20 protein-coding genes are annotated in these 21,067 nt (G+C 59.4%); 10 read left to right on the top strand and 10 right to left on the bottom strand.

Annotated elements, in window-relative coordinates:
* Nucleotides 1-407 precede the first annotated feature (407 nt).
* Entirely contained in the window at nucleotides 408-1,331 is a 924-nt protein-coding gene (lpxL, locus tag OKC31_RS06980; protein ID WP_139440920.1) for an LpxL/LpxP family Kdo(2)-lipid IV(A) lauroyl/palmitoleoyl acyltransferase, read from the bottom strand.
* 204 nt (nucleotides 1,332-1,535) lie between these two features.
* Here lpxL and hldE point away from each other — a divergent pair, with 204 nt between their 5' ends.
* Nucleotides 1,536-2,963, top strand: a complete 1,428-nt coding sequence (gene hldE, locus OKC31_RS06975) for a bifunctional D-glycero-beta-D-manno-heptose-7-phosphate kinase/D-glycero-beta-D-manno-heptose 1-phosphate adenylyltransferase HldE (protein ID WP_139440921.1) — start codon at nucleotides 1,536-1,538, stop codon at nucleotides 2,961-2,963.
* A gap of 116 nt (nucleotides 2,964-3,079) precedes the next feature.
* Here hldE and tolC read toward each other — a convergent pair whose 3' ends face one another.
* Entirely contained in the window at nucleotides 3,080-4,399 is a 1,320-nt protein-coding gene (gene tolC, locus OKC31_RS06970) for an outer membrane channel protein TolC (RefSeq protein ID WP_139440922.1), read from the bottom strand.
* A 304-nt stretch (nucleotides 4,400-4,703) separates the two neighbouring features.
* Between tolC and nudF the strand changes: the two genes are divergently transcribed.
* The 6 genes from nudF (at nucleotide 4,704) to parC (ending at nucleotide 11,658) form a co-directional block, all read left to right on the top strand.
* Nucleotides 4,704-5,345: an ADP-ribose diphosphatase gene (gene nudF / locus OKC31_RS06965; protein ID WP_064335385.1), complete on the top strand. Its 642-nt coding sequence runs from the start codon at nucleotides 4,704-4,706 to the stop codon at nucleotides 5,343-5,345.
* 46 nt (nucleotides 5,346-5,391) lie between these two features.
* Nucleotides 5,392-5,796, top strand: coding sequence for a DUF1249 domain-containing protein (locus tag OKC31_RS06960; protein ID WP_202411252.1), 405 nt, complete (start codon nucleotides 5,392-5,394; stop codon nucleotides 5,794-5,796).
* 22 nt (nucleotides 5,797-5,818) lie between these two features.
* The gene (gene cpdA, locus OKC31_RS06955; RefSeq protein ID WP_041202814.1) at nucleotides 5,819-6,637 is read left to right on the top strand and encodes a 3',5'-cyclic-AMP phosphodiesterase; all 819 of its coding nucleotides are present in this window, start codon (nucleotides 5,819-5,821) and stop codon (nucleotides 6,635-6,637) included.
* 12 nt (nucleotides 6,638-6,649) lie between these two features.
* Nucleotides 6,650-7,237: a YqiA/YcfP family alpha/beta fold hydrolase gene (locus OKC31_RS06950; protein ID WP_270656566.1), complete on the top strand. Its 588-nt coding sequence runs from the start codon at nucleotides 6,650-6,652 to the stop codon at nucleotides 7,235-7,237.
* Between the two features lie 132 nt (nucleotides 7,238-7,369).
* On the top strand, nucleotides 7,370-9,280 hold the full coding sequence (gene parE / locus OKC31_RS06945) for a DNA topoisomerase IV subunit B (RefSeq protein ID WP_270656565.1): 1,911 nt from the start codon (nucleotides 7,370-7,372) through the stop codon (nucleotides 9,278-9,280).
* 83 nt (nucleotides 9,281-9,363) lie between these two features.
* Entirely contained in the window at nucleotides 9,364-11,658 is a 2,295-nt protein-coding gene (gene parC, locus OKC31_RS06940) for a DNA topoisomerase IV subunit A (protein WP_270656564.1), read from the top strand.
* 56 nt (nucleotides 11,659-11,714) lie between these two features.
* On the opposite strand, the gene OKC31_RS06935 is transcribed toward parC, so the two are convergent.
* The gene (locus OKC31_RS06935) at nucleotides 11,715-12,104 is read right to left on the bottom strand and encodes a hypothetical protein (protein ID WP_270656563.1); all 390 of its coding nucleotides are present in this window, start codon (nucleotides 12,102-12,104) and stop codon (nucleotides 11,715-11,717) included.
* A gap of 742 nt (nucleotides 12,105-12,846) precedes the next feature.
* On the opposite strand from OKC31_RS06935, the gene OKC31_RS06930 reads away from it, so the two are divergent.
* Both OKC31_RS06930 and OKC31_RS06925 read left to right on the top strand, forming a co-directional pair.
* Nucleotides 12,847-13,185, top strand: coding sequence for a hypothetical protein (locus OKC31_RS06930; RefSeq protein ID WP_270656561.1), 339 nt, complete (start codon nucleotides 12,847-12,849; stop codon nucleotides 13,183-13,185).
* 161 nt (nucleotides 13,186-13,346) lie between these two features.
* Nucleotides 13,347-13,499: a hypothetical protein gene (locus OKC31_RS06925; protein WP_270656559.1), complete on the top strand. Its 153-nt coding sequence runs from the start codon at nucleotides 13,347-13,349 to the stop codon at nucleotides 13,497-13,499.
* 124 nt (nucleotides 13,500-13,623) lie between these two features.
* Here OKC31_RS06925 and OKC31_RS06920 read toward each other — a convergent pair whose 3' ends face one another.
* From OKC31_RS06920 to OKC31_RS06890, 7 genes are all read right to left on the bottom strand, one after another.
* On the bottom strand, nucleotides 13,624-15,105 hold the full coding sequence (locus tag OKC31_RS06920; RefSeq protein ID WP_270656558.1) for a peptide MFS transporter: 1,482 nt from the start codon (nucleotides 15,103-15,105) through the stop codon (nucleotides 13,624-13,626).
* A gap of 525 nt (nucleotides 15,106-15,630) precedes the next feature.
* On the bottom strand, nucleotides 15,631-16,533 hold the full coding sequence (gene atcC, locus OKC31_RS06915) for a cold adaptation protein AtcC (RefSeq protein ID WP_247823511.1): 903 nt from the start codon (nucleotides 16,531-16,533) through the stop codon (nucleotides 15,631-15,633).
* Nucleotides 16,534-16,544: 11 nt separating this feature from the next.
* Nucleotides 16,545-17,312, bottom strand: coding sequence for a cold adaptation protein AtcB (atcB, locus tag OKC31_RS06910; protein ID WP_247823510.1), 768 nt, complete (start codon nucleotides 17,310-17,312; stop codon nucleotides 16,545-16,547).
* A gap of 12 nt (nucleotides 17,313-17,324) precedes the next feature.
* Nucleotides 17,325-17,867, bottom strand: a complete 543-nt coding sequence (gene atcA, locus OKC31_RS06905) for a cold adaptation protein AtcA (RefSeq protein WP_042032639.1) — start codon at nucleotides 17,865-17,867, stop codon at nucleotides 17,325-17,327.
* A gap of 23 nt (nucleotides 17,868-17,890) precedes the next feature.
* Nucleotides 17,891-18,175 carry a cold adaptation protein ActJcold adaptation protein ActJ gene (gene atcJ, locus OKC31_RS06900; RefSeq protein ID WP_005343121.1) on the bottom strand — a complete coding sequence of 95 codons (285 nt, stop codon included), beginning with the start codon at nucleotides 18,173-18,175 and terminating at the stop codon, nucleotides 17,891-17,893.
* Nucleotides 18,176-18,455: 280 nt separating this feature from the next.
* Nucleotides 18,456-19,208, bottom strand: coding sequence for an SDR family NAD(P)-dependent oxidoreductase (locus OKC31_RS06895; protein WP_247823509.1), 753 nt, complete (start codon nucleotides 19,206-19,208; stop codon nucleotides 18,456-18,458).
* Complete coding sequence (locus OKC31_RS06890; RefSeq protein ID WP_247823508.1) at nucleotides 19,205-20,083, bottom strand: NAD(P)-dependent oxidoreductase; 879 nt, start codon at nucleotides 20,081-20,083, stop codon at nucleotides 19,205-19,207. The genes OKC31_RS06895 and OKC31_RS06890 overlap by 4 nt, the downstream gene beginning before the upstream one ends.
* Before the next feature lie 130 nt (nucleotides 20,084-20,213).
* Between OKC31_RS06890 and OKC31_RS06885 the strand changes: the two genes are divergently transcribed.
* Nucleotides 20,214-21,038 (top strand): LysR family transcriptional regulator, encoded by an 825-nt coding sequence (locus tag OKC31_RS06885; protein WP_247823507.1) that lies wholly within the window; start codon nucleotides 20,214-20,216, stop codon nucleotides 21,036-21,038.
* Nucleotides 21,039-21,067: the final 29 nt, after the last annotated feature.

The following is a 21,067-nucleotide window of genomic DNA, read 5'->3' as shown; positions in this document are numbered from 1 at the left end:
ATTTCGATCTTTTCTGTTTTGAATGACCATTTTTTGTGGTTTAGATCACCAATTCAACTTTGCCGCTCCTTCGCGCAAAGGTGATTTGCATCACAAATTCAGTTTTTGTATTCGAATGGGACAAATCACTCAATTACTCATCAGCGGGTGGTGACGATGGATCTATCGAAACACTCCATTGTTTATCAATGAATCAATAAATTTGTAACCCGCTTTCAGTTTTTACGGTCGGTGATGAGGGCTCTTTTGCTGCTGGCTGGTGGGAATGGGCGCCAACATGCAGGATGTTATCGAGCGGCAGATGTTCGGGGCGCTTGTTTGCCGCGCAGGCCAGATTGCAGATAAAAACAAACCGCCAGCAGGCGGTTTGTCAGTTTTTGCGATCTGGCCCCTGTCGGGGCTGCGGCTCAGTAGAAGCCGGCATCCTCGGGGGAGGGGCGGGTCTTGAAGCGGCGATGGAGCCACATGTACTGCTCCGGCGCCTTGCGCACAGCGGCTTCAATCTCGCGGTTGGCGCGGGCGGCATCGATCATGTCGTCACCGCTGGGGTAGTCGGCGAGCGGTGCCCCGATATGCAGGGTGTAACCCTCTCTGGTGCGGATGTTGTAGCAGGGGAGGGTGACGGTGTTCTTCACCCGCGCCAGGGTGGCGGTGCCGGTGATGGTGGCGGCCTGCTCCACCGCGAAGTAAGGCACGAACACGCTGGCGTGGCTGCCGTAGTCGTGATCCGGCGCGTACCAGAGGGCGTCGCCGTTGCGCAGCGCCTTGATCATCCCCTTCACATCCATCCGGTCTACCAGATATTTGTTGGAGGCGCAGCGACCGTGATACTGGGCATACTCCAGCACCGGATTGGTGTTGGGGCGATAGACCCCCACGCCGGGGCGCACCAGCCCGAAACAGCGGGCGTTGAGTTCCAGCGTCAGGAAGTGGCAGGAGAGCAGCAGCATGCCCTGACCTTTTTCCATGGCGGCGATGACGTGCTCTTCCCCTTCCACCTTCATCAGGTTGCGCATCCGCCAGTCTGGCCAGAACCAGGCGATTCCCACCTCGAACACGGCGCAGCCCACGCTCTCGAAGTTTGCCTTAAGCAGTTTCTCCCGCTCATCCCGGGTCAGCTCGGGCATCGCCAGCTCCAGATTGCGACGGGCAATCTTGACCCGGGACTTCAAAATCTTGGCGGCGAGGCGACCGAGCTGACGGCCCAGCCACATCTGGCTGCGCCACGGCAGCAGGGTCAGCAGCCAGAGCAGGCCGAGGCCGAACCAGCTGGCCCAGTAACGGGGATGAAACAGGCGGGGCTCCAGGCGGGGAGCGTTGTCATGGGCCATGGCTAATCTCTTGTTCGCAAACACAATCGGGGGATTCTAGCCGAAAAGAGGGGGCGGGGGCGAATGGCTGTGTGCTGGTCAGAGGGGTAGCCTGCGTCCGGTTAGCGTGACAGCGGCGGCAACTGCGGTCGGCTTTTTCTACACCGGATAAAAGAGTGTGATAAAATCGCCCGCTGATTTTTCAGGTTTTGAGAGTCGATACAGATGAAGATCACCCTGCCCGATTTTGAAAAAGCCCGCGTTCTGGTCGTTGGCGATGTCATGTTGGACCGTTACTGGCATGGCCCTACCGGTCGGATCTCCCCCGAGGCGCCGGTGCCCGTGGTCAAGGTTGAACACATTGAGGAGCGTCCCGGTGGCGCGGCCAACGTGGCCCTCAACTCCGCTGCCCTTGGCGCCCACGCTGTGCTGCTTGGCCTGACCGGTCAGGACGAGGCTGCCGATGCCTTGGCTGGCCAAATGGCTGGCGTCAAGGTGGCCTGTGATTTCGTTCGTCTGGCCGACTTCCCGACTATCACCAAGCTGCGGGTGCTGTCCCGCAACCAGCAGCTGCTGCGTCTGGACTTTGAAGAGCCCTTCCACTCCGTCGATGCCACTCTGCTGATGAGCAAGGTCGAGCAGGCGCTGCCAAACAGCGACGTGATGATCCTTTCCGACTATGGCAAGGGTGCTCTCAACGATGTGCCCGGCATGATCCAGCGCGCCCGTGCCGCCGGTATTCCGGTGCTGGTCGACCCCAAGGGTACCGACTTCGAGAAGTACCGCGGTGCCACCCTGCTGACCCCCAACATGTCCGAGTTCGAGGCCGTGGTGGGCAAGGTGAAGAGCGAAGAGGAGCTGGTCGCCAAGGGACTGGATCTGGTCAAGCGTTTCGAGCTGGATGCCCTGCTGGTTACCCGTTCCGAGAACGGCATGACCCTGATCCGCGAAGGTCAGCCGGAGCTGCATCTGCCGGCTCAGGCCCACGAGGTTTATGATGTGACCGGTGCCGGTGATACCGTCATCTCCACTCTGGCTACCTCACTGGCGGCAGGCAAGAGCCTGGACGAAGCCTGCGCGCTGGCCAATACCGCTGCCGGTATCGTGGTCGGCAAGCTGGGTACCTCCACCGTCAGTCCGGTCGAGCTGGCCAATGCACTTTACACCGAGCAGGAGACCGGCTTCGGCGTCATGTCCGAAGCCCAGCTGAAAGTAGCGGTTCGTGCCGCCCGTCTGCGTGGCGAGAAGGTGGTGATGACTAACGGCTGCTTCGACATCCTGCACGCCGGCCATGTCTCCTATCTGGCCAATGCCGGCAAGCTTGGGGATCGCCTGATCGTGGCGGTCAACACCGACGAGTCGGTTCGCCGTCTGAAAGGGCCGGGTCGTCCGGTCAACCCGACTGAGCGCCGCATGGCCGTACTGGCTGCGCTGGGCGCGGTGGACTGGGTTGTGCCCTTCTCCGAGGATACCCCGCAGCGCCTGATCGCCGAAATCCTGCCCGACCTGTTGGTCAAGGGCGGCGACTACAAGCCGGAAGATATCGCCGGTTACGCCGAGGTGACCGCCAATGGCGGCCAGGTGCGAGTTCTCAACTTCGAGGATGGCTGCTCCACCACCGACATCATCAAGACGATCCGCGAGCGCGGCTAACGCGCCACTGGCCCCGCAATCTGGCGGGGCTCTCTATCGGCGGTAGCAAGCCGACAGAAATACGGATAACAAAAAGGCGACCTTGCGGTCGCCTTTTTCATGTCCGATAGCGGCTATCAGCCTCTGGCTTTTGCCGTGGCAGGCATTAGACCCTGGTTTACTTCCACCAGATCCTGCGCTTCCAGAATACCGGCAGCCTGTTTCAGGCTCAGGATATTGAGAATGTAGTTGTAACGGGCTTCGGAGAGCTTCTGCTTGGCCTCGTACAGCTTGCGAGTGGAGTCCAGCACGTCGACGATGGTACGGGTACCCACTTCGTAACCGGCTTCGGTCGCCTTCAGGGCGCTGTCGGCGGAAACCACAGACTGGCTGTAGGCACGTACCGAGCCGATGCTGGCGTTCACGTTGTTGTAGGAGGAGCGCACTGTGCTCTGCACCGAGCGGAAGTTCTTCTCCAGCAGTTCGCTGGCCGCTACGTAGTTGTATTGAGCCTGTTTCACCTTGGAGCTGGTGGCGCCACCGCTGTAGATGGGCAGCTTGAAGGTCAGGCCGATATTGGCCTGATTGTCATTGCCGCCCGGAATGCTATCCAGCTTGTAATCGGTATTGCTGGTTTGCAGTCCGGCACCGAGATCCAGAGTCGGCTCATGGCCGGTCTTGGCGAGATCGATCTGCTCCTTGGCAATGTCCTTGCTGATGCGGGCACTGTGCAGTTGCAGGTTCTTGTCCAGCGCCAGCTCCAGCCACTTGTCGGAGCCGAAGGCGGTCTTCTGCGGGCTGAAACGATCTGTGTTCAGCACGTCCAGATTGCGGTGATCGATACCGGTCAGCTCGCGCAGGGTCTCGTAGCTGTTGTCCAGCGAGTTTTCTGCATTGATCTCGTCAGCCAGCGCCTGGTCGCGGGAGGCTTCGGCTTCATGGACGTCGGTGATGGCGGTCAGGCCCACTTCGAAACGCTGCTGGGTTTGCTCCAGCTGACGCTCTACCGCAACCTTGTTGGCACGGACGAACTCCAGGGTATCCATCGCCTTGAGCACATCAAAGTAGGCTTTGGCGGTGCGCACCATCAGGTTCTGGATCTCGAGGTTGTAGGCGACATCTGACTGGGTGGCCTGCTTCTCGCTGATATCCAGATTGACCCAGTTACTGCGACGATAGAGGGATTGCGACAGCGTCACCTCACCCTTGGCGTTGGTATTGCTCTGGGTATCGTTCTTGTTTTGCAGATAATTGAGCCCGGCACCCAGATCGATCTGGGGCAGCAGAGGGGCACGGGATTCGTTGATCTTCTCGAAGGCCTGGTCGCGAACGGCTTTGGACTGCAGCAACTGCGGGTCTTTGATCTGGGCTTGCTGGTAGATGTCGAGCAGGTTTTCGGCATGGGCACCGGCACTGACGCCCAGCAACACCATGACTGACAAAAGTGTTCTTTTCATAGATCGTTTTAACCTTATGTAGTAACCCAAACTGGTTGCTGGAGAGGCAAATATTGTCACCGACCAAGCTTGATTGCAGCTTAATCACTCTACTATAAGCAAAATTTAATGCTAAGAGTCTCAGGTCCGGTGACGGGAACGTCAAGAACCGGACGCAGTTTTCTCCCCGCGCGCCTAGCCAAATGGTCTGTGGCTGCTAAAATCCACCCCTCATTACCATGGCACGCCGAGTGAATGAACGTTCATTCATGTTCCTCGGATTTTATGGTCAAACTGATACAAGTCAAGCTGACGGGAGCCCCAGATGTCGCAGCAACCCTTGCCGCAAGATCGGCATTACGCCGCCGATGATGTAAAAATCATTGAAAAATCAGCTGGATATAACGGCTTCTTCAAGGTGAACGTCTATCGTTTGCAGCATCGGTTATTTGCGGGCGGCTGGAACCAGCCCATCGTGCGCGAGCTGTTCGAGCGGGGCCATGCTGCCGCGCTGCTTCCCTATGATCCGGTGCGCGACCAGATAGTGCTGGTGGAGCAGTTCCGCATCGGCGCCATGGAGACCAGCCCGACCCCCTGGCTGCTGGAGCTGGTGGCCGGCATTATCGACGAAGGGGAGACCGCCGAGGCGGTGGTGCGCCGCGAAGCGGTGGAAGAGGCCGGGATCGAGGTGGCCCGCTGCGAGCATGCCATCAGCTATCTGGTGAGCCCGGGCGGCAGCACCGAGCGGATCGAGGTCTTTGTGGGCGAGGTGGATGCCAGCAAGGCGAGCGGCCTGCACGGTCTGGCTGATGAAGGCGAGGATATCCGGGTGCACGTGGTGAGCCGCGAACAGGCCTACGCCTGGCTCAAAGAGGGACGCATCGACAATGCGGCCTCGGTCATTGCCCTGCAGTGGCTGGCTCTCAACCACGGCGAGCTGCGCGCCCGCTGGCTGGCGGATCGCTGAGGTGGCGCTGACCCTGCAACAGAGCAGGCGCTATGTGCCTGATCTGATGTCCTTGCAGCGTACCTGCGAGGTCAACTACATGGCGTTGATGAAACTGCTGCCGCCAGATGGGGAGGTGGGAGCCGAGCGTCGCTATCGGGTCGGCAACGATCTGCAGTTCCAGCTCACCATCATTGGCGAGAGTCGCTTCACCAATCAGGTGATCCTGAGCCAGCACAACCCCGAATTGCCCGAATATTTACAAGCTCAGATAGAGATTCGTTTGTATCATGATGTGCGGATGGCGGAAGTGTGTGCAGCGCAACAGATTTCCCGTTTGCAACCACGTTATGATTATCCCAATAAAAAGATGCACCAGCGGGACGAAAAGGAGCAGGTAAATCTGTTTCTGGCCGAATGGCTAAAATTTTGTCTCAGACATGGTACCAGCCCGATCAATATCTCCAGTTGAACAAATAAAAAGAAGCGTGATTTTGGAAACAGAGCTCCCCCAGGCGCAGGACGGCAGTGTGCGCCTGTTGCAAATTACCGACACCCACCTCTTCGCGAGTGCCGAAGGGCGGCTGTTGGCTGTGCGCACCGCAGAGAGTCTGGCCGCCGTGCTGGAACAGGTGCAGGCCAATGAACACCCCTACGAGGTGATTCTGGCGACCGGCGATCTGTCGCAGGATCACAGCCCGGAATCCTATCAGCGTTTCGCCTCCATGATGGCGCCCCTGGGCCGCCCCATCTACTGGCTGCCCGGCAATCACGATGACAGCCCGCTGATGACCGAATATCTCCATGCCGCCGGGATCAGCGAATCCAAGCAGCTGGTGGGTGACCACTGGCAGGTGATCCTGCTCGACACCCAGGTGCGCGGCAAACCCCACGGCATGATTGGCGATCACCAACTGGCCGCCCTCGACCGTGCCCTGCGTCAATATCCTGATCGCCACGCTCTTATCACTCTGCACCATCAGGCGGTGCCGGTGGGCTGCGCCTGGCTGGACCAGCACAATCTCAAGAATGCCGATGACCTGTTCGCCGTGCTGGCTCGTCATCCGCAGCAGAAGACCATCCTGTTCGGCCACGTCCATCAGGAGTTTGACGAGGTGCACCGCGGAGTGCGGCTGATTGCCAGCCCATCGACTTGCATTCAGTTCAAACCGCTATCCGACGGCTTCGCGCTGGACGAGTCCGGCCCGGGCTGGCGTTATCTGACCCTCTATCCGGATGGGCGGGTGGCCAGCGAGGTGTGGCGCCTGCCGGTGGGGCAGTTTGTACCCGACCCCAACGCCACCGGTTATTAAGGAGAGCATTCCATGAAGTCGGTTCTCCTTTATCTGCACGGTTTCAACTCCTCACCCAGTTCTGCCAAGGCGCAGCAGATGGCTGCCTGGGTGGCAGAACACAGACCCGATATCGAGGTGGTGATCCCGGCCCAGCCCAACACCCCTGCGGCGGCCTGGGCGGCTATTGAGCAGACTATCGCCGATCTGCAGCGTCGTTATGGCAGTGAATACAAGCTCGGCGCCGTGGGCAGCTCCCTCGGCGGCTTTATGGCGACCCGGGTGAGCGAGCAGTACGGCTGCCGCGCCGCGCTGATCAATCCGGCGGTGCGCCCGCACGAACTGCTCTGTGACTACCTCGGCCCCCAGACCAATCCCTATACCGGGGAGCAGTACGAACTGCGGTCTGAACATATGGATGAGCTGCGGGCACTGGCGGTACCTGTGAGCGCCCCCGATCGGCTCTGGGTGCTGCAACAGCAGGAGGACGAGGTGCTCGACTATCGCAAAGCGCTGGATGAATACCGCTTTGCCCGCCTCTCGCTGGAGTGCGGCGGCGACCACGCCTTTGTCGCGTTCGAGCGCTACCCCGCCCAGATCATCCGTTTCCTCGGGTTATAGTCAGGTTTGAGTCAATAAGGGCGGTCTCGCCCTGCTTGTTCTTCTCCAGATCAAGCTTTCGGTGCGGGGAGTTTGTTCTACCCCCGCCTAGCAGTTAAGATTCCCTCCAAACGTCAATTCGCAAGGCCCTCCATGTCTACTCAATACAATGCGGATGCCATTGAGGTCCTCAATGGCCTTGAGCCGGTGCGTCGCCGCCCCGGCATGTATACCGACACCACCCGGCCCAATCACCTCGGCCAGGAGGTCATCGACAACAGCGTCGATGAAGCGCTGGCAGGTCACGCCCGCAATCTGGAGGTGATCCTGCATGAAGATCAGTCCCTCGAGGTGATCGACGACGGCCGCGGCATGCCGGTCGATATCCACCCGGAAGAGGGTGTCAGCGGGGTGGAGCTGATCCTCTGCAAGCTGCACGCGGGCGGCAAATTCTCCAACAAGAACTACCAGTTCTCCGGCGGTCTGCACGGGGTGGGTATTTCGGTCGTAAACGCCCTCTCCGATCGGGTCGAGGTGACGGTGCGTCGCGACGGTCAGGTCTACGACATCGCCTTCGAACGTGGCGACAAGGTGCAGGAGCTGACCATCACCGGCACCTGCGGCCGCCGCAACACCGGCACCCGGGTGCGTTTCTGGCCGCAGGCGAGCTACTTCGATTCGCCCAAGTTCTCGGTCACCAAGCTGGAGCACCTGCTCAAAGCCAAGGCCGTGCTCTGCCCCGGCCTCACCATCAAGTTCCTCGACAAGAACACCGGCATCAAGCTGGAGTGGTGCTACGAAGATGGCCTCAAGGATTATCTGGTCGACGCGGTCAAGCAGTTCACCTGCCTGCCGGAGCAGCCCTTTATCGGCTCGTTCAGCTCCGAACAGTCGGCGGTGGACTGGGCGCTCTGCTGGTTGCCGGAAGGGGGCGAATGCCTTGCCGAATCCTATGTGAACCTCATTCCCACCGCGCAGGGCGGTACTCACGTCAACGGCCTGCGTCAGGGCCTGCTCGACGCCATGCGCGAGTTCTGCGAGTTCCGCAACCTGTTGCCGCGCGGGGTCAAGCTGACTCCGGAAGATATCTGGGATCGCTGCGCCTACATCCTCTCCATCAAGATGCAGGATCCGCAGTTTGCCGGTCAGACCAAAGAGCGCCTCTCCTCCCGCCAGAGCTCGGCGTTCGTCTCCGGCGTGGTGAAGGATGCCTTCAGCCTCTATCTGAACAGCAATACCGAGCTGGCGGAGCAGATCGCCGAGATCTGTATCTCCAGCGCCCAGCGCCGGATGCGCGCCGCCAAGACGGTGGTGCGCAAGAAGATTACCCAAGGCCCGGCGCTGCCCGGCAAGCTGACCGACTGTAACTGCGCCGACCCCATGCAGGGCGAACTGTTCCTGGTGGAGGGTGACTCCGCGGGCGGCAGTGCCAAGCAGGCTCGGGATCGCGAGTTCCAGGCCATCATGCCGCTGCGCGGCAAGATCCTGAACACCTGGGAGGTGGAGGCCGGTCAGGTGCTCGCCTCGCAAGAAGTTCACGATATCTCGGTCGCCATCGGGCTTGACCCCGATTCCGAGGATCTTAGCGGCCTGCGCTACGGCAAGGTGTGCATCCTCGCGGATGCGGACTCGGACGGTCTGCACATCGCCACCCTGCTCTGCGCCCTGTTTGTGAAGCACTTCCGCACGCTGGTGGAGAAGGGCCACGTCTATGTGGCCATGCCGCCCCTCTACCGGATCGATATCGGTAAAGAGGTCTACTACGCCCTCGACGAGGACGAGAAGAACGGGGTGCTGCAGCGGGTCGAAGCCGAGAAGAAGAAAGGCAAGGTGATGGTGACCCGATTCAAGGGCTTGGGCGAAATGAACCCGAAACAGCTGCGGGAAACCACCATGGATCCCAACACCCGCCGTCTGGTGCAGCTCACTATGGAGCCGGCAGGGGAGAGCGAAGGGGATGCGGCTGACGAGACCCTGCAGCTGATGGACATGCTGCTGGCCAAGAAGCGGGCGGGTGATCGCCGCGAGTGGCTGGAAGAGAAGGGCAACCTCGCCATCATTTAAGCTGTCGGCTGGCCCTGTCGGGGCCGGCAAGCATTTAGCCGGAGTCGCCCTGTGGCGGCTCCCGAACCGAAAGAGAAAATCACATGAGTGATGCTATCGAGCTCAGTCTGGACGGGGTAGAGCGCCAGCCAATGCGCACCTTTACCGAACAGGCTTACTTGAACTACTCCATGTACGTCATCATGGATCGGGCCTTGCCGCATATCGGCGACGGCCTCAAACCGGTGCAGCGGCGCATCATCTACGCCATGAGCGAGTTGGGGTTGTCGGCCCTCTCCAAGCACAAGAAGTCCGCCCGTACCGTGGGTGACGTGCTGGGTAAGTACCACCCCCACGGCGACATCGCCTGTTATGAAGCCATGGTGCTGATGGCCCAGCCCTTCTCCTACCGCTACCCGCTGGTGGACGGTCAGGGTAACTGGGGTGCGCCGGACGATCCCAAATCCTTCGCCGCCATGCGTTATACCGAGGCGCGCCTGTCCCGTTTCTCCGAGCTGCTGCTCTCGGAGCTTGGTCAGGGCACGGTGGAGTGGACGCCGAACTTCGACGGCACCATGAAGGAGCCGGTGGTGCTGCCCGCCCGCCTGCCGCACATCCTGCTCAACGGGGTGACCGGTATCGCGGTTGGCATGGCGACTGACATCCCGCCCCACAACGCGCGGGAAGTGGCCTACGCCTGTGCCGAGCTGCTCGACAACCCCAATGCGGGGCTGGATGCATTGATGCAGCACATTCAGGGGCCGGACTACCCGACCAACGCCGAGATCATCACCCCGCGCGACGATATCCGCAAAATCTACGAGACCGGCAAGGGCTCCATCAAGCAGCGGGCGGTCTGGAGCGAGGAGGATGGCGATATCGTCATCACCGCACTGCCTCATCAGGCCTCCGGCGCCAAGATCATGGAGCAGATTGCCGCCCAGATGGTGGCGAAAAAGCTGCCGATGGTCACCGATCTGCGCGATGAATCTGACCACGAGAACCCGACCCGTCTGGTGATCGTGCCGCGCTCCAACCGGGTGGATGTAGAGGGGCTGATGGCCCACCTGTTCGCCACCACGGATTTGGAGAAGAACTACCGGGTCAACCTCAACATCCTCGGCCTCGACAACCGGCCGCAGGTGAAGTGCCTCAAGACCATCCTCAGCGAGTGGATCCAGTTCCGCCGCGAGACCGTGCGTCGCCGTCTGCAGTTCCGCCTCGACAAGGTGCTGGCTCGCCTGCACATCCTCGAAGGCCTGCTGATCGCCTACCTCAACATCGACGAGGTGATCGAGATCATCCGTACCGAGGATGAGCCGGGCAAGGTGATGGTGGAGCGCTTCAACATTACCGAGACCCAGGCCGAAGCGATCCTCGAGCTGAAACTGCGCCATCTGGCCAAGCTCGAAGAGTTCAAGCTGCGCGCCGAACAGAACGAACTGGCCGAAGAGCGAGACAAGCTTGAACTCATTTTGGGCTCCGAGCGTCGCCTCAACACCCTGCTCAAGAAAGAGCTGCTGGCCGATGCCGAGAAGTACGGCGACGATCGCCGCACCCCGCTGGTGGAGCGTGCTACCGCCGTGGCGCTGACCGAGAAGGAGCTTATTCCCAGCGAACCGGTCACCGTCATCCTCTCCGACAAGGGGTGGGTGCGCGCCGCCAAGGGCCACGACGTGGATGTGGCGGGGCTCTCCTACAAGGCGGGGGACAGCTATCTGGCCCACGCCTGTGGCCGCAGCAACCAGCAGGCGGTGTTCCTCTCCACGTTGGGGAGAACCTACGCCCTCGAATCTCACACCTTGCCATCCGCCCGCAGTCAGGGCGAGCCGCTCACCGGCCGCTTTGCGCTGGGTGCCGGTGAAGAGGTGCGTCATCTGGTGATGGGCAACGAGGGTGAGCCATATCTGATCGCCAGCGACGCCGGTTACGGCTTTGTCTGCACCTATGACGATCTCATCGGCAAGAACAAGAACGGCAAGGCGCTGCTCACCGTGCCGGAAGGGGGGCAGGTGATGGCACCCCAGAAGATCGGCTCGCCGGAGACCGATCTCTGCATGGCCATCTCCAACGAGGGGCGCATGCTGCTGTTCCCGCTCAACACCCTGCCGGTACTCGGCAAAGGCAAGGGCAACAAGCTCATCAGCATCCCCTCTGCTCGGGTCAAGGCGCGGGAGGAGTTTGTGGTGATGGCCGCCGTCATCCCGCAGGGCCAGTCGGTCACCCTGTTTGCCGGCAAGCGCAAGCTGACCCTCAAACCCTCTGATCTCGACTACTACCGCGGCGAGCGCGGCCGCCGTGGCGCCAAGTTGCCCCGCGGTTTGCAGCGCGTCGATCGTATCGAGATTGAACCCGCCGCCGGAACCGAACCGGTAGCCGGGGAAAATCAGGAAGGGTAATTAATATAGAAGGGCGCGAAAGCGCCCTTCTATATAACCTGTTGTGTAAGTATAAATTAGCTATTTGTAGTAAGTCTTCTAAATCCTTTTTTTAGAACTTCCATCTGTCCTTTAACGTTATCCGCAGTAACATTTGATCCCAGCCTTAAAGCTAATAATACACATATCAATGCAGCTATTGGTAAAATAATGCCAGCATTAAAAAAATTGTTTTTTATCTCTGTCAGAGCAACGTCAGAAATAGTGAAGTATGTTGCCCAACAACTAACCGCCCCACCACCAAAAATACCACAAAAAACCCATAACAAATTATCCCTAAAGGGATTTATTTTCGATAGGTTAGATTGAAGCTCGTCCCACTGAACTTCTGGAACCATAAGGCAGTCAGGTGCTGCTGGTGCTGTGTAAGATAGAGTATCCTTAAATTCGAAACTAGTTCCACTCATTTCTTACTCCGCACTATTCTCTAAGTTAACAATGCCAGCTCTCATTGCATTTATTGATATAGTGTTCCCACAATTTGTGCATTCAACAACTAACATTGGTATTAATGGTCCACCTAGCACCATATTCCCCCCATTGAATTGTCTAAGCTCATACAGTTCAGGGTGAATGTCCCAGTTGGTTCCTTGACAAATTGGACATATTTTTACATGCCATTTCTCATTTAAGTAGTTTATGGCTTTCTCTTGTTGTTTTTTATTTAAAGGCATATTTAAACCTTAGTCAAAACAGTTTGGTTAATTAGCATGAAATAAATCTCATAGTGAGTTTATCATAAATTTATTTTTTTTAAAATTAAAGTGTCATGAAGCAAGTTGTCTATTTTTATAGGGCCGTAGATCGCGAAAACAGGTTGCCACAATTCTACTGGTGCTCCAGCTGATCTCTTCTCTATCACCGTAGCCACCGAGATTGTGGTGTGGACGATTACGCTTCGCTAATCGACCCTGCTCACCCTTACTTGATTTAATCCTCTGCGGCTTGTCAATGGCGGTTGCTATAATGGTTTGTTCCCCTTATCGCCGATCCGTCTTCCCCTTCTGGTTGAGCCCGCGAGGTGATTAGACCAGCTTAATAAGGTGTTCATTTAAATCAGACATGCACGCCCCTGGCTGAATGATATGATAATAAGAGATATCTAATGGGTGGATATGGCTAGCCAGCAGAATTTGAGGAAAAAAATATATGGATCTCTTTGCTGAGAATATGCGGGTGATCATTGATGACAATGGTGCCATTCGCTCATTTTTCAAGAGATTTATTCGCTTTGCCGAGCTGGTAAAAAAGAATATTTATCATGAATTGCCGGAACTGATCCGCCAGCGGCCCCACAAGATTAAAGCCGCGTGGGGGGCCAAGCATCAGGGGCAGACGATTTTCGAATATAAAATTACCTGCAAGCAGCAAAATTTTCGTGCGGCATATATTCAACAGGATGGCGAAATAAAAGTGATCTTTATTTCAGAGGCCATTGTTAAACGTGACTTTGTCAGATTGTTGACCGCGACCAATCTGGTTGATTGACACATAACTCGTCAGCAGGCAGTGCTTGGCCATTACGGAGTCTAGATGCGAATTTCCAGCAATAATATCATGACCTATTTGATGCGCTATGTTGAGCAGGGTGAATTTAAAAAAATGACTTTTCCACCTATAAACGTGACCGTTGGATCAGTATCGTCAATATGCCGCTGCAACAGCGTTACTTGGTGACGGAACATGGCTTTAATCATCACGAAGAGCAGCTTGGCGACCGCAAGGCCCTTTATAGCTGGGTAAACAAGGTTCTCAAGCGGGAATTTCGTACCAACAAGACGGCAAATTTTATCAAACTGTAGAGGCAGGAGGCGCCGCCGTGATCCGAGGTGATCACCCCGCCCACAGGAAATCAGCCCAAAGAGAGGGCCCCGCAATCCATGATTGCAGGGCCCTCTGCACTATTGCCTGGCCGCGGCGGGGTGATCACGCGGTAACGGCAGCACCCTGCGGGGCTATCTTGCTGGCGATCAGCTGGCGCAGGCGGGGCACCAGCAGGAGCAACACCACGCCGCCCGCCAGTGAGCCCCAGCCGAGCATATTGAACACCGAGCTGTAGCCCGGGTTGGTGGCGACCGGGGTGCTGCCGATATTTTGCGGCATGGCGCCGGAGACATAGCCCGCCAGCACCGAGGCGATGCCAGTCACCATCATCCAGCAGCCCATCATCAAGCCTTGCAGGCTGGCGGGGGCCAGCTTGCCAATCATGGCGTAGCCGATGGGGGAGATCAGCAGCTCGCCAAAACTCTGCAGTACATAGCTGATGGCGATCCACTTGAAGGCGACCAGTCCGTCTGCCCCCGCCAGATGGATGCCGATCGGCAGCACCAGCATGCCGAGCCCCATGCAAAACAGCGAGGCTGCAAACTGGGAAGGGATGTCGATATTCCAACCCTGTTCACGCAGTCGCTTGAACAGCAGCGCCATCAGGGGGCCACCGATGACGATGACGAGGGTGTTGATGTTCTGGATCCACTGGGGGGCGACCCGCAGTCCGAACACATTGAGGTTGATGTTGTGCTCGGAGAAGAGCATCAGCCCCATGGGCGCCAGCTGGTAGAGCGACCAGAAAATGAGGGAGCCAAGGGCGAGGATCAGGTAGGCCACCATGCGGCTGCGCTCGGCGGCGTCCGGGTGGCGGGCGGTCATCACGCAGAGCAGCACCAGCACCACGGCCCCCAGGATCAGCACGAAGCTGCCGCTGAAGCTGGCGTGGGTCAGCAGCAGGCGCAGCGCCGGCACCAGCATAGCCAGAATGGCGATCCCGGCCAGCATGCGGCGGTAGAAGCCGCTCCCTTTGACATGGCGCAGCGGGGTGCTGATATCCGCCAGAATCGGCCAGCAGGCGAAGGTGGCGATGATGGCGATGATGTTGCCCAGCGTCGCAAACAGGAACAGGGTGCGGTAATCCTCGGTGAGCTGGAAGTAGCCCGCCACCGTGAAGCCGATAAAGAAGCCCAGATTCATCCCGGCGTAGTTCCACAGGAAGGCACTTTCGCGGCGGTGATCATCCGGGGCGAAGCGCTGGGTCAGCATCATGTTGAGGCAGGTGACGTTGAGGCCGCTGCCGGTGAGGAACATGGCGAGCCCCCAGTAGAGGCCGGTGATCCCCATCTCGGCGATGAAGTAGCAGCCGATCACCTGCAGCACCATCCCCATCACGAACAGGTTGCGGTTGCTGAGGTAGCGCCCGCCGAGATAACCGCCAAACAGGTGCAGGCCATAGTTGAAGGCCCCGAAGACCCCCATCATGGCGTTGGCCTGGGATTCACTAAAGCCGAGCCGTTTGGTGGCGTAGAGCACCAGGGTGGAGTAGAGCACGGCAAACCCCAGGGTCGAGAAGGTCTGGATAAAGAACAGCGCCCCGGAGCCGGGGGGAATGGTGGGGTGTTGATTCGAAGCGCTCACGGTCTGTCTCCTGTGAGAGAAGAAAGTCATTACTCGTCCTGAGAGCGTACCGGTCTGCTGCCGGTTAGCCTTGTGCGCTTCCATGCTGGTCTGAAGGCCGGTCTGTCATTTAGCGGCCAAGCGGTGCAAATAGCCATACCTGAAATTTAATCCGGCGCGATTAATTGCTTTTTATTGATCTATTCCGCCTTTTTATGCGTGATTGAGTCGTGGTTTTAGCTCGGCTTACCACGCGGTTGCGGCACGGTTGATGTGATCCAGTCGGCTATTTGGTGCCGATTATGGCGCTGTGGCGGGATCTGCGTCCCGCTTTGTTGTACCGAAACGCAGCTGGCCCCAAGCCGTTGTATTGCAGGTTGTTTATTCATCCTTGGGCATTGAGTGAATAAATATCGGGAGGAGAAGGGGTCGCAGCAGGGTGACTTGCGTGTGTTCTCTCTTTGCTGTCGAGAGGTTGAGGGGAGGATAGAACAACGCCCGGAGGGCCGGGCGTTGTGGTGCAACTGATGGGCGGCGAAAGCGGCCTTAGAAGTCGTGGTAGAGCGGCCAGCCGAGCAGCGGGTGCTTGAGACCGGCGCGCATCTCGATGTTGTCGAGCTTCTCCGGTGAGGCGTTCTCTTTTTGCAGCAGCTGGTACTGGCGCACAAAGCCGAGGGTGTGCAGCAGGTTGGGCACAAAGCCCGGGCTCAGCTCCTGCCGCAGGGCGGCGGCCATGTCGGCGGGCAGCGCGTTCAGCATCAGGGTGAGCTGGGCGGCGAGGTAGTCGGTGTCATACCAGCTCTCGTCGAGCTCAATCTCCCGCGCCAGTTTGCGCTTGAGATCCTGCTTCACCTTGAGCGGGGCGGCGCCACTGCCCTTGCCGCAGAGGATGCGGTAGAGCAGCGCTTCGGCCAGCTTGTCCTCCATGGTGGGGTGGTCGCTCTCGCAGGCGAAAAAGTGCTGGTCGATGAGCTCCATCAGGCGGCTCTTTTTGTGCTCGGTCAGCGCCTTCTCGTACTCCTGCCACCCTTGCCACTCCTCCACATCGGGCGGGCTCGAGATCTTGTCCAGCAGGCGGGCATCCACATCACCGTAGAGGCTATTGCCAGCCTGCTTGGGGCTGACGGTGATGAGCATCGACCAGCCCTTCTGGAACGGCTTGATGGGGCCTTCCGGCGCCTGCAGCAGCGCTAGCGCCTTGGCCGGATCCCGTGCCGAGAGCTCCTGCAGGCCGAGGCTCACCACGCCGATGACGTCGTGGGCGGCCTGCTCCAGCAGGTGCATCTTGTACTTGTTGTAGTACTTGTCGGCGAATTTGAGGCTCATCAGCACCGCCTTGCCCTTGATGGCGGCCAGCTGCTGCTGACTCAAGAGTTCGTTGTCGCGGCCAAAGCGCAGCACCTGAGTCAGAAAGGGGCCCTGGTTGGCATCGCGAATGACTAACTGCATGAATGGGCTCCTTAATCCAGAAAGCTGAACATGTCGTCGACGTCGCCGTACTCGTCTTCCTCGACCTTGTTCTTCTCTTTGGCCTGCATCACCAGCTCGGCGGCAAACTTGTTGATGATGCCGTCCCAAGTGGAGTGCTCGTTGCGCAGCAGCGCCTTGATGGCTTTCTCCACCTCGGGGGCCAACTCGCGAATGAGCATCAAGAGGCTGCGCGGGTCATCCAGCGCGTAGTCGTGAACATCCTCGCTCTGCTGGCGCTCGCTGTAGCGCAGGGACTCTTCGAGATCTTCCTCTTCGGCGTGCAGCACGTCCCGATAGCCTTCCTCCTCTTCATAGCGATCGCCGCGATAGAACTCGATAAAGGGGATGGCGAGGTAGAAGAGACCGGCCGGATCTTCGGCCACGCACTCGAGGATCTCGCGCTGCTTGGCTTCGCTATCCTGGGTGCGGATCAGGTAGTTGAGGAAGTCGAAGGTGTGCTGTTGCAGCTCGTCGGCGTTGTTCTTGATCGCCTCTTCCCAGTAGAGCGGCTGCTGGCAGACGATGTCGCGGATCCGCTCCGGAGTCATCAGCTCGGAGATGATAGAGGGGAAGGAGATATCGTGCTGGCCGTTAATCTGGGTCAGGGTAACGATATCAATGTTTTCAATCACTTCTGCCAGCTGGTCGTCAGACATGGTCTTGGCGATCAGCTCGAATTTCTCGCTGGCCTGCTTCGGCTCGATAACGGCCAGCTCTTTGATCTCGATGGCGGTAATTTCTATCAGACTGTTGCTCATGCCTTGCCCCAATTAGAAACGGACTTCGTCGTACATATCCTGATCGCCGTCGTCATCACCATAGCGGTCACTGCCGCCGTGGTAGTCGGCGTCGGCATCTTCCCCGTCTTCATCTTCTTCGTCGCGCAGCTCATAGTCATCATCACCGCGGTGGCTGCCGCGTGGCAGCGGGTTGTCGAGCAGGAACAGCACGGCGCAGGCTTCCATCAGCTGATCTTCGCTCTGGGCCCGCACCGCCTTGACCAGCGGCAGGGCGGCGTTGTTGAAGCCGACGCTCACCTTGAACTCGTCCCAGCTTGGCTGCTCGCCGCTGGCGAGCCACTTGTTCCACTGCGACTTGGCCTTGGCCGGGAACTGCACCCGGCCATAGAGGGCCAGCGGCAGATACTCGGGCATAAACTCCAGCATGCTCATATCGGCCAGCAGCAGGCTCTTCATTTGGTCGGTGAACTGTTCCAGCCCCTTGGGATCGTCCTGATCCCGGTAGGATTCGATGTTTTCGCTGGCATCGCTTTGCAGCGACTTGAGCCGCGCCTGGTCCCATCTCTTTTGCATAGTTGCTCTTTCTGCCTGCTGTTTCAGGGGTAGAACTGATCCCACATCTCCTGCATGGCGGAGGCGGGGTCGGTCACGATGACGTTGTTGAAATCCTTGATAAAGGCGGCCCGCTGTTTCGGATCGGACAGCACTTCATAGGCCTGCTTTACCTGGTGCAGCTTGATGGCTGCCTGCTCTTTCTCTTCTTCACTGGCCCCGTGCAGCTTGTCGGGGTGGTACTGGTTCGACAGCCGACGATAGGCTTTCTTGATGTCGTTTTCGCTGGCGTTGGACTTGACGCCCAGCACCCGAAAGTAGTTGTTCATGGCAGATCCTGCATCACTGGCATCATAGGATTCACGCTGCGAGTGCCTGATGGTGGGGATTGGCAAACCAGGCACGGCAAAAACCCGTCATTTTAACGGAAACAGCCCGCCAACGCGATGAGTTGGGCGATCAATTAACGGGCGAGATGAAGAGGTGTCAGTTGAGCGTCTATTGTTGCCAGTCGGTCTGGCCAGTGCAAGGGCGGCGGGGCACAAGCGATGAAAAAACGGGCAAAAAAGGAGCGGGCGGCAGGCCGGGGCGAGGCTGCCGCCGCAGGGGTTACTCCTCCCAGAAGGAGGCGGAGGTGTGGTAGATCATCTTCTTGCTCATCCCGCCATCGACCACCAGATTGGTGCCGTTGATAAAGTCGTTCTGGGGATCCGCCAGAAAGAGGCAGGTGCGGGTGATGTCGTCGGGGCGCCCGACCCGGCCGCTCGGGTGCTGGCGATGATCCGCCTCGGTCAGGGTGTGGTAATCCTCCGCCTGGATCCAGCCCGGGCTGATGGCATTGACCGTGATGGGATGGTCGGCCAGCGAGTTGGCGAGGGACTGGGTGAGAGCGACCAGCGCCCCCTTGGAGGCGCCGTAGGCATCCCAACCCGGTTCGTTCTGCTGCCAGCGGGTGGAGGCGATATTGATGATGCGGCCATAGGGCAACCCGCGGTTGGCCTGCACAAAGGCGCGGGCGCAGAGCACGGCGCCGCGCACATTGACCGTCATCACCTGATCGAACTGGGCTGCGCTCAGCTCCTCGAAGCGGGTGTGGAACTTGCTGATGGCGCCGTTGTTGATCAGCAGATGGATGCCGCCATGCTGTTCGCGCACCTCGGCAAAGAGCCGCGTGATAGCCTGCTCGTCCCGCAGATCGAGCGGATGAAAGTGGATCTCGGGATGGTCAAAAGCGTGAGGAGCCAGATCGGTGGCGATCACCCGATACCCCGCCTCGGCCAGCCCGATGCAGAGTTGGCGGCCAATCCCGCCAGCGGCGCCGGTGACCAGTGCAATTGGGGTGTGGTTGGTCAGCTCGTTCATTGTGCCGCTCCATTGCGCGCCCGCAGCACCTTGATGAGGGCCGACACCTCCTGCTGGCCAAACCCTTGCGCCACCCCTTCCTCAAACAGATTGGCGGCAAAGCGCGGGAAGCGGCTGTCGATCCCGGCGTCGGTGGCATGACCGGCGAGGCGGCTGATGGCGGCGCTCCAGGTTTTCAGGCTGGCGTAGGGGTGATCGAAATCACCGCTCGCCAGCGTCTTGCCAAGGTGGGCCACATCGCCACCGAGAATGGGCGAGAGCTCACTGAACTGGGCGCACACCTTGGCCACCGGCAACCCTTCCGCCTCGCAGATCAGCGCGCCGTGCAGGGCACCGAGTAGACCACCGGCAAAGTAGGCGGCGACGGCACAATCTTGCGCCGCGGCGGCGCCCACCGCCTCGGCCACATGGTCGAGGGTTGGGGCGAGCAGGCGCAGCATCGGCTCGGCCTCGCTAAAGGCGGCGCTGGCCCCCGAGCAGATGATGCTGGCATCGCTGGTGCCGATCTGATCCGGGAAGCAGAGGATGGCGCCATCCAGATAACGGGCGCCGCGGCTGTGGCTCCAGCTCTCCAGCGCTCTGGCCCCCTGCGGACTGCCGGTGGAGAGCTGCACCAGCAGCTTGCCCGCCACCGCATCGCTCGCCTCATTCAGCAACTGCTGGCTGACGGCGTAGTTATCGACGCATACAAGGGTGATATCACTTGCGGCGATGGCCGCGCCAACCGAGGGGGCGAGAGTCGCGCCCAGCGCTTGCAGCGGGGCCGCCTTGGCGGCGCTGCGATTCCAGACGGTGACCGGATGGCCGGCCTTGAGCAAGGTGGTGGCGAGGGCGGAGCCCATTGCCCCGAGGCCGATGACAGAGAGATGGCGCATGATGGCTCCTGACGGTGTTGATAGACACTGATATAGGGAATTGAGATGCCTTGTGGCAGGTAAACCACTATATTTGCCCCGTGTCGCCGTGAAAAATGGCTTTTATGACTGTCTGGTATAGGTGAACTCTATGGATGTGCGAACCCTGCGTGCGTTTGTGGCTGTCTTCGAGGAGCGCAACATCACGGCGGCGGCCACCCGTCTCTTCATTACTCAGCCCACCCTCTCCACCACCATCAAGACGCTGGAGGATGAGCTGGGGGTGACCCTGTTTGTGCGACAGGCGCGCGGGGTGGAGGGGACTGAAGCGGCGCACCGGCTCTATCCCCGCGCCAAGCGGCTGATCGCCGACACCGACTCCCTCGCCCGCGAGTTTCGTGAAACCTCCCCCTGCCTCGAGGTGACGGTGGGGATTGAGGCGGATCTGGGTGATGGTGTGGTGGGGGCGCTGGTGCAAGGGGCGCTCGCCCACGAGGAGATCCTGCTGACCCTGGAGGAGGGCTGTTGTGGCGATGTGCGGCTGGGCTGCGAATCCCTGCGCTGTGGTGACGAGCTCTTTATTCCCCTGCTGGAGGAGGAGTTTGTGCTGGTGCTGCCGCCGGATCACCCGCTGGCGGGCAAGGGGACGCTCACCCCGGCGGTGCTGGCGAACGAGCCCTGGGTCACCTGCCCGCGCCACGACTCCCACCTGCGGCTGATCGCCATTCTCGGCAATCAGGCGCCGCTCTATCCACGGCGGGCGGGGTCGCTGCGACTGGCGGCGACTATGGTGGCCGCCGGGGCGGGGATCGCCTGGTTGCCCCGTTCGCTTTGTCCGCCCGGTTGTACAGTCGCCGAGCTGGCGGCCTCTTCCTTCAAGCGGCGGGTGGGGCTCTGCTACGCCCCCGATGCGTTGCGCTCGGCGGCGGTGACCGCCCTGCTGGAGCAGGTGCGCGGGATGCAGCTCCCCGTCTGATGTCGGGATAAAAATGTCGGCATAAAAAA

The organism is Aeromonas sp. Y293-4 (assembly GCF_027705905.1).
GTDB lineage: Bacteria > Pseudomonadota > Gammaproteobacteria > Enterobacterales > Aeromonadaceae > Aeromonas > Aeromonas veronii.
This window is presented reverse-complemented; position numbering and strand designations above follow the sequence as displayed.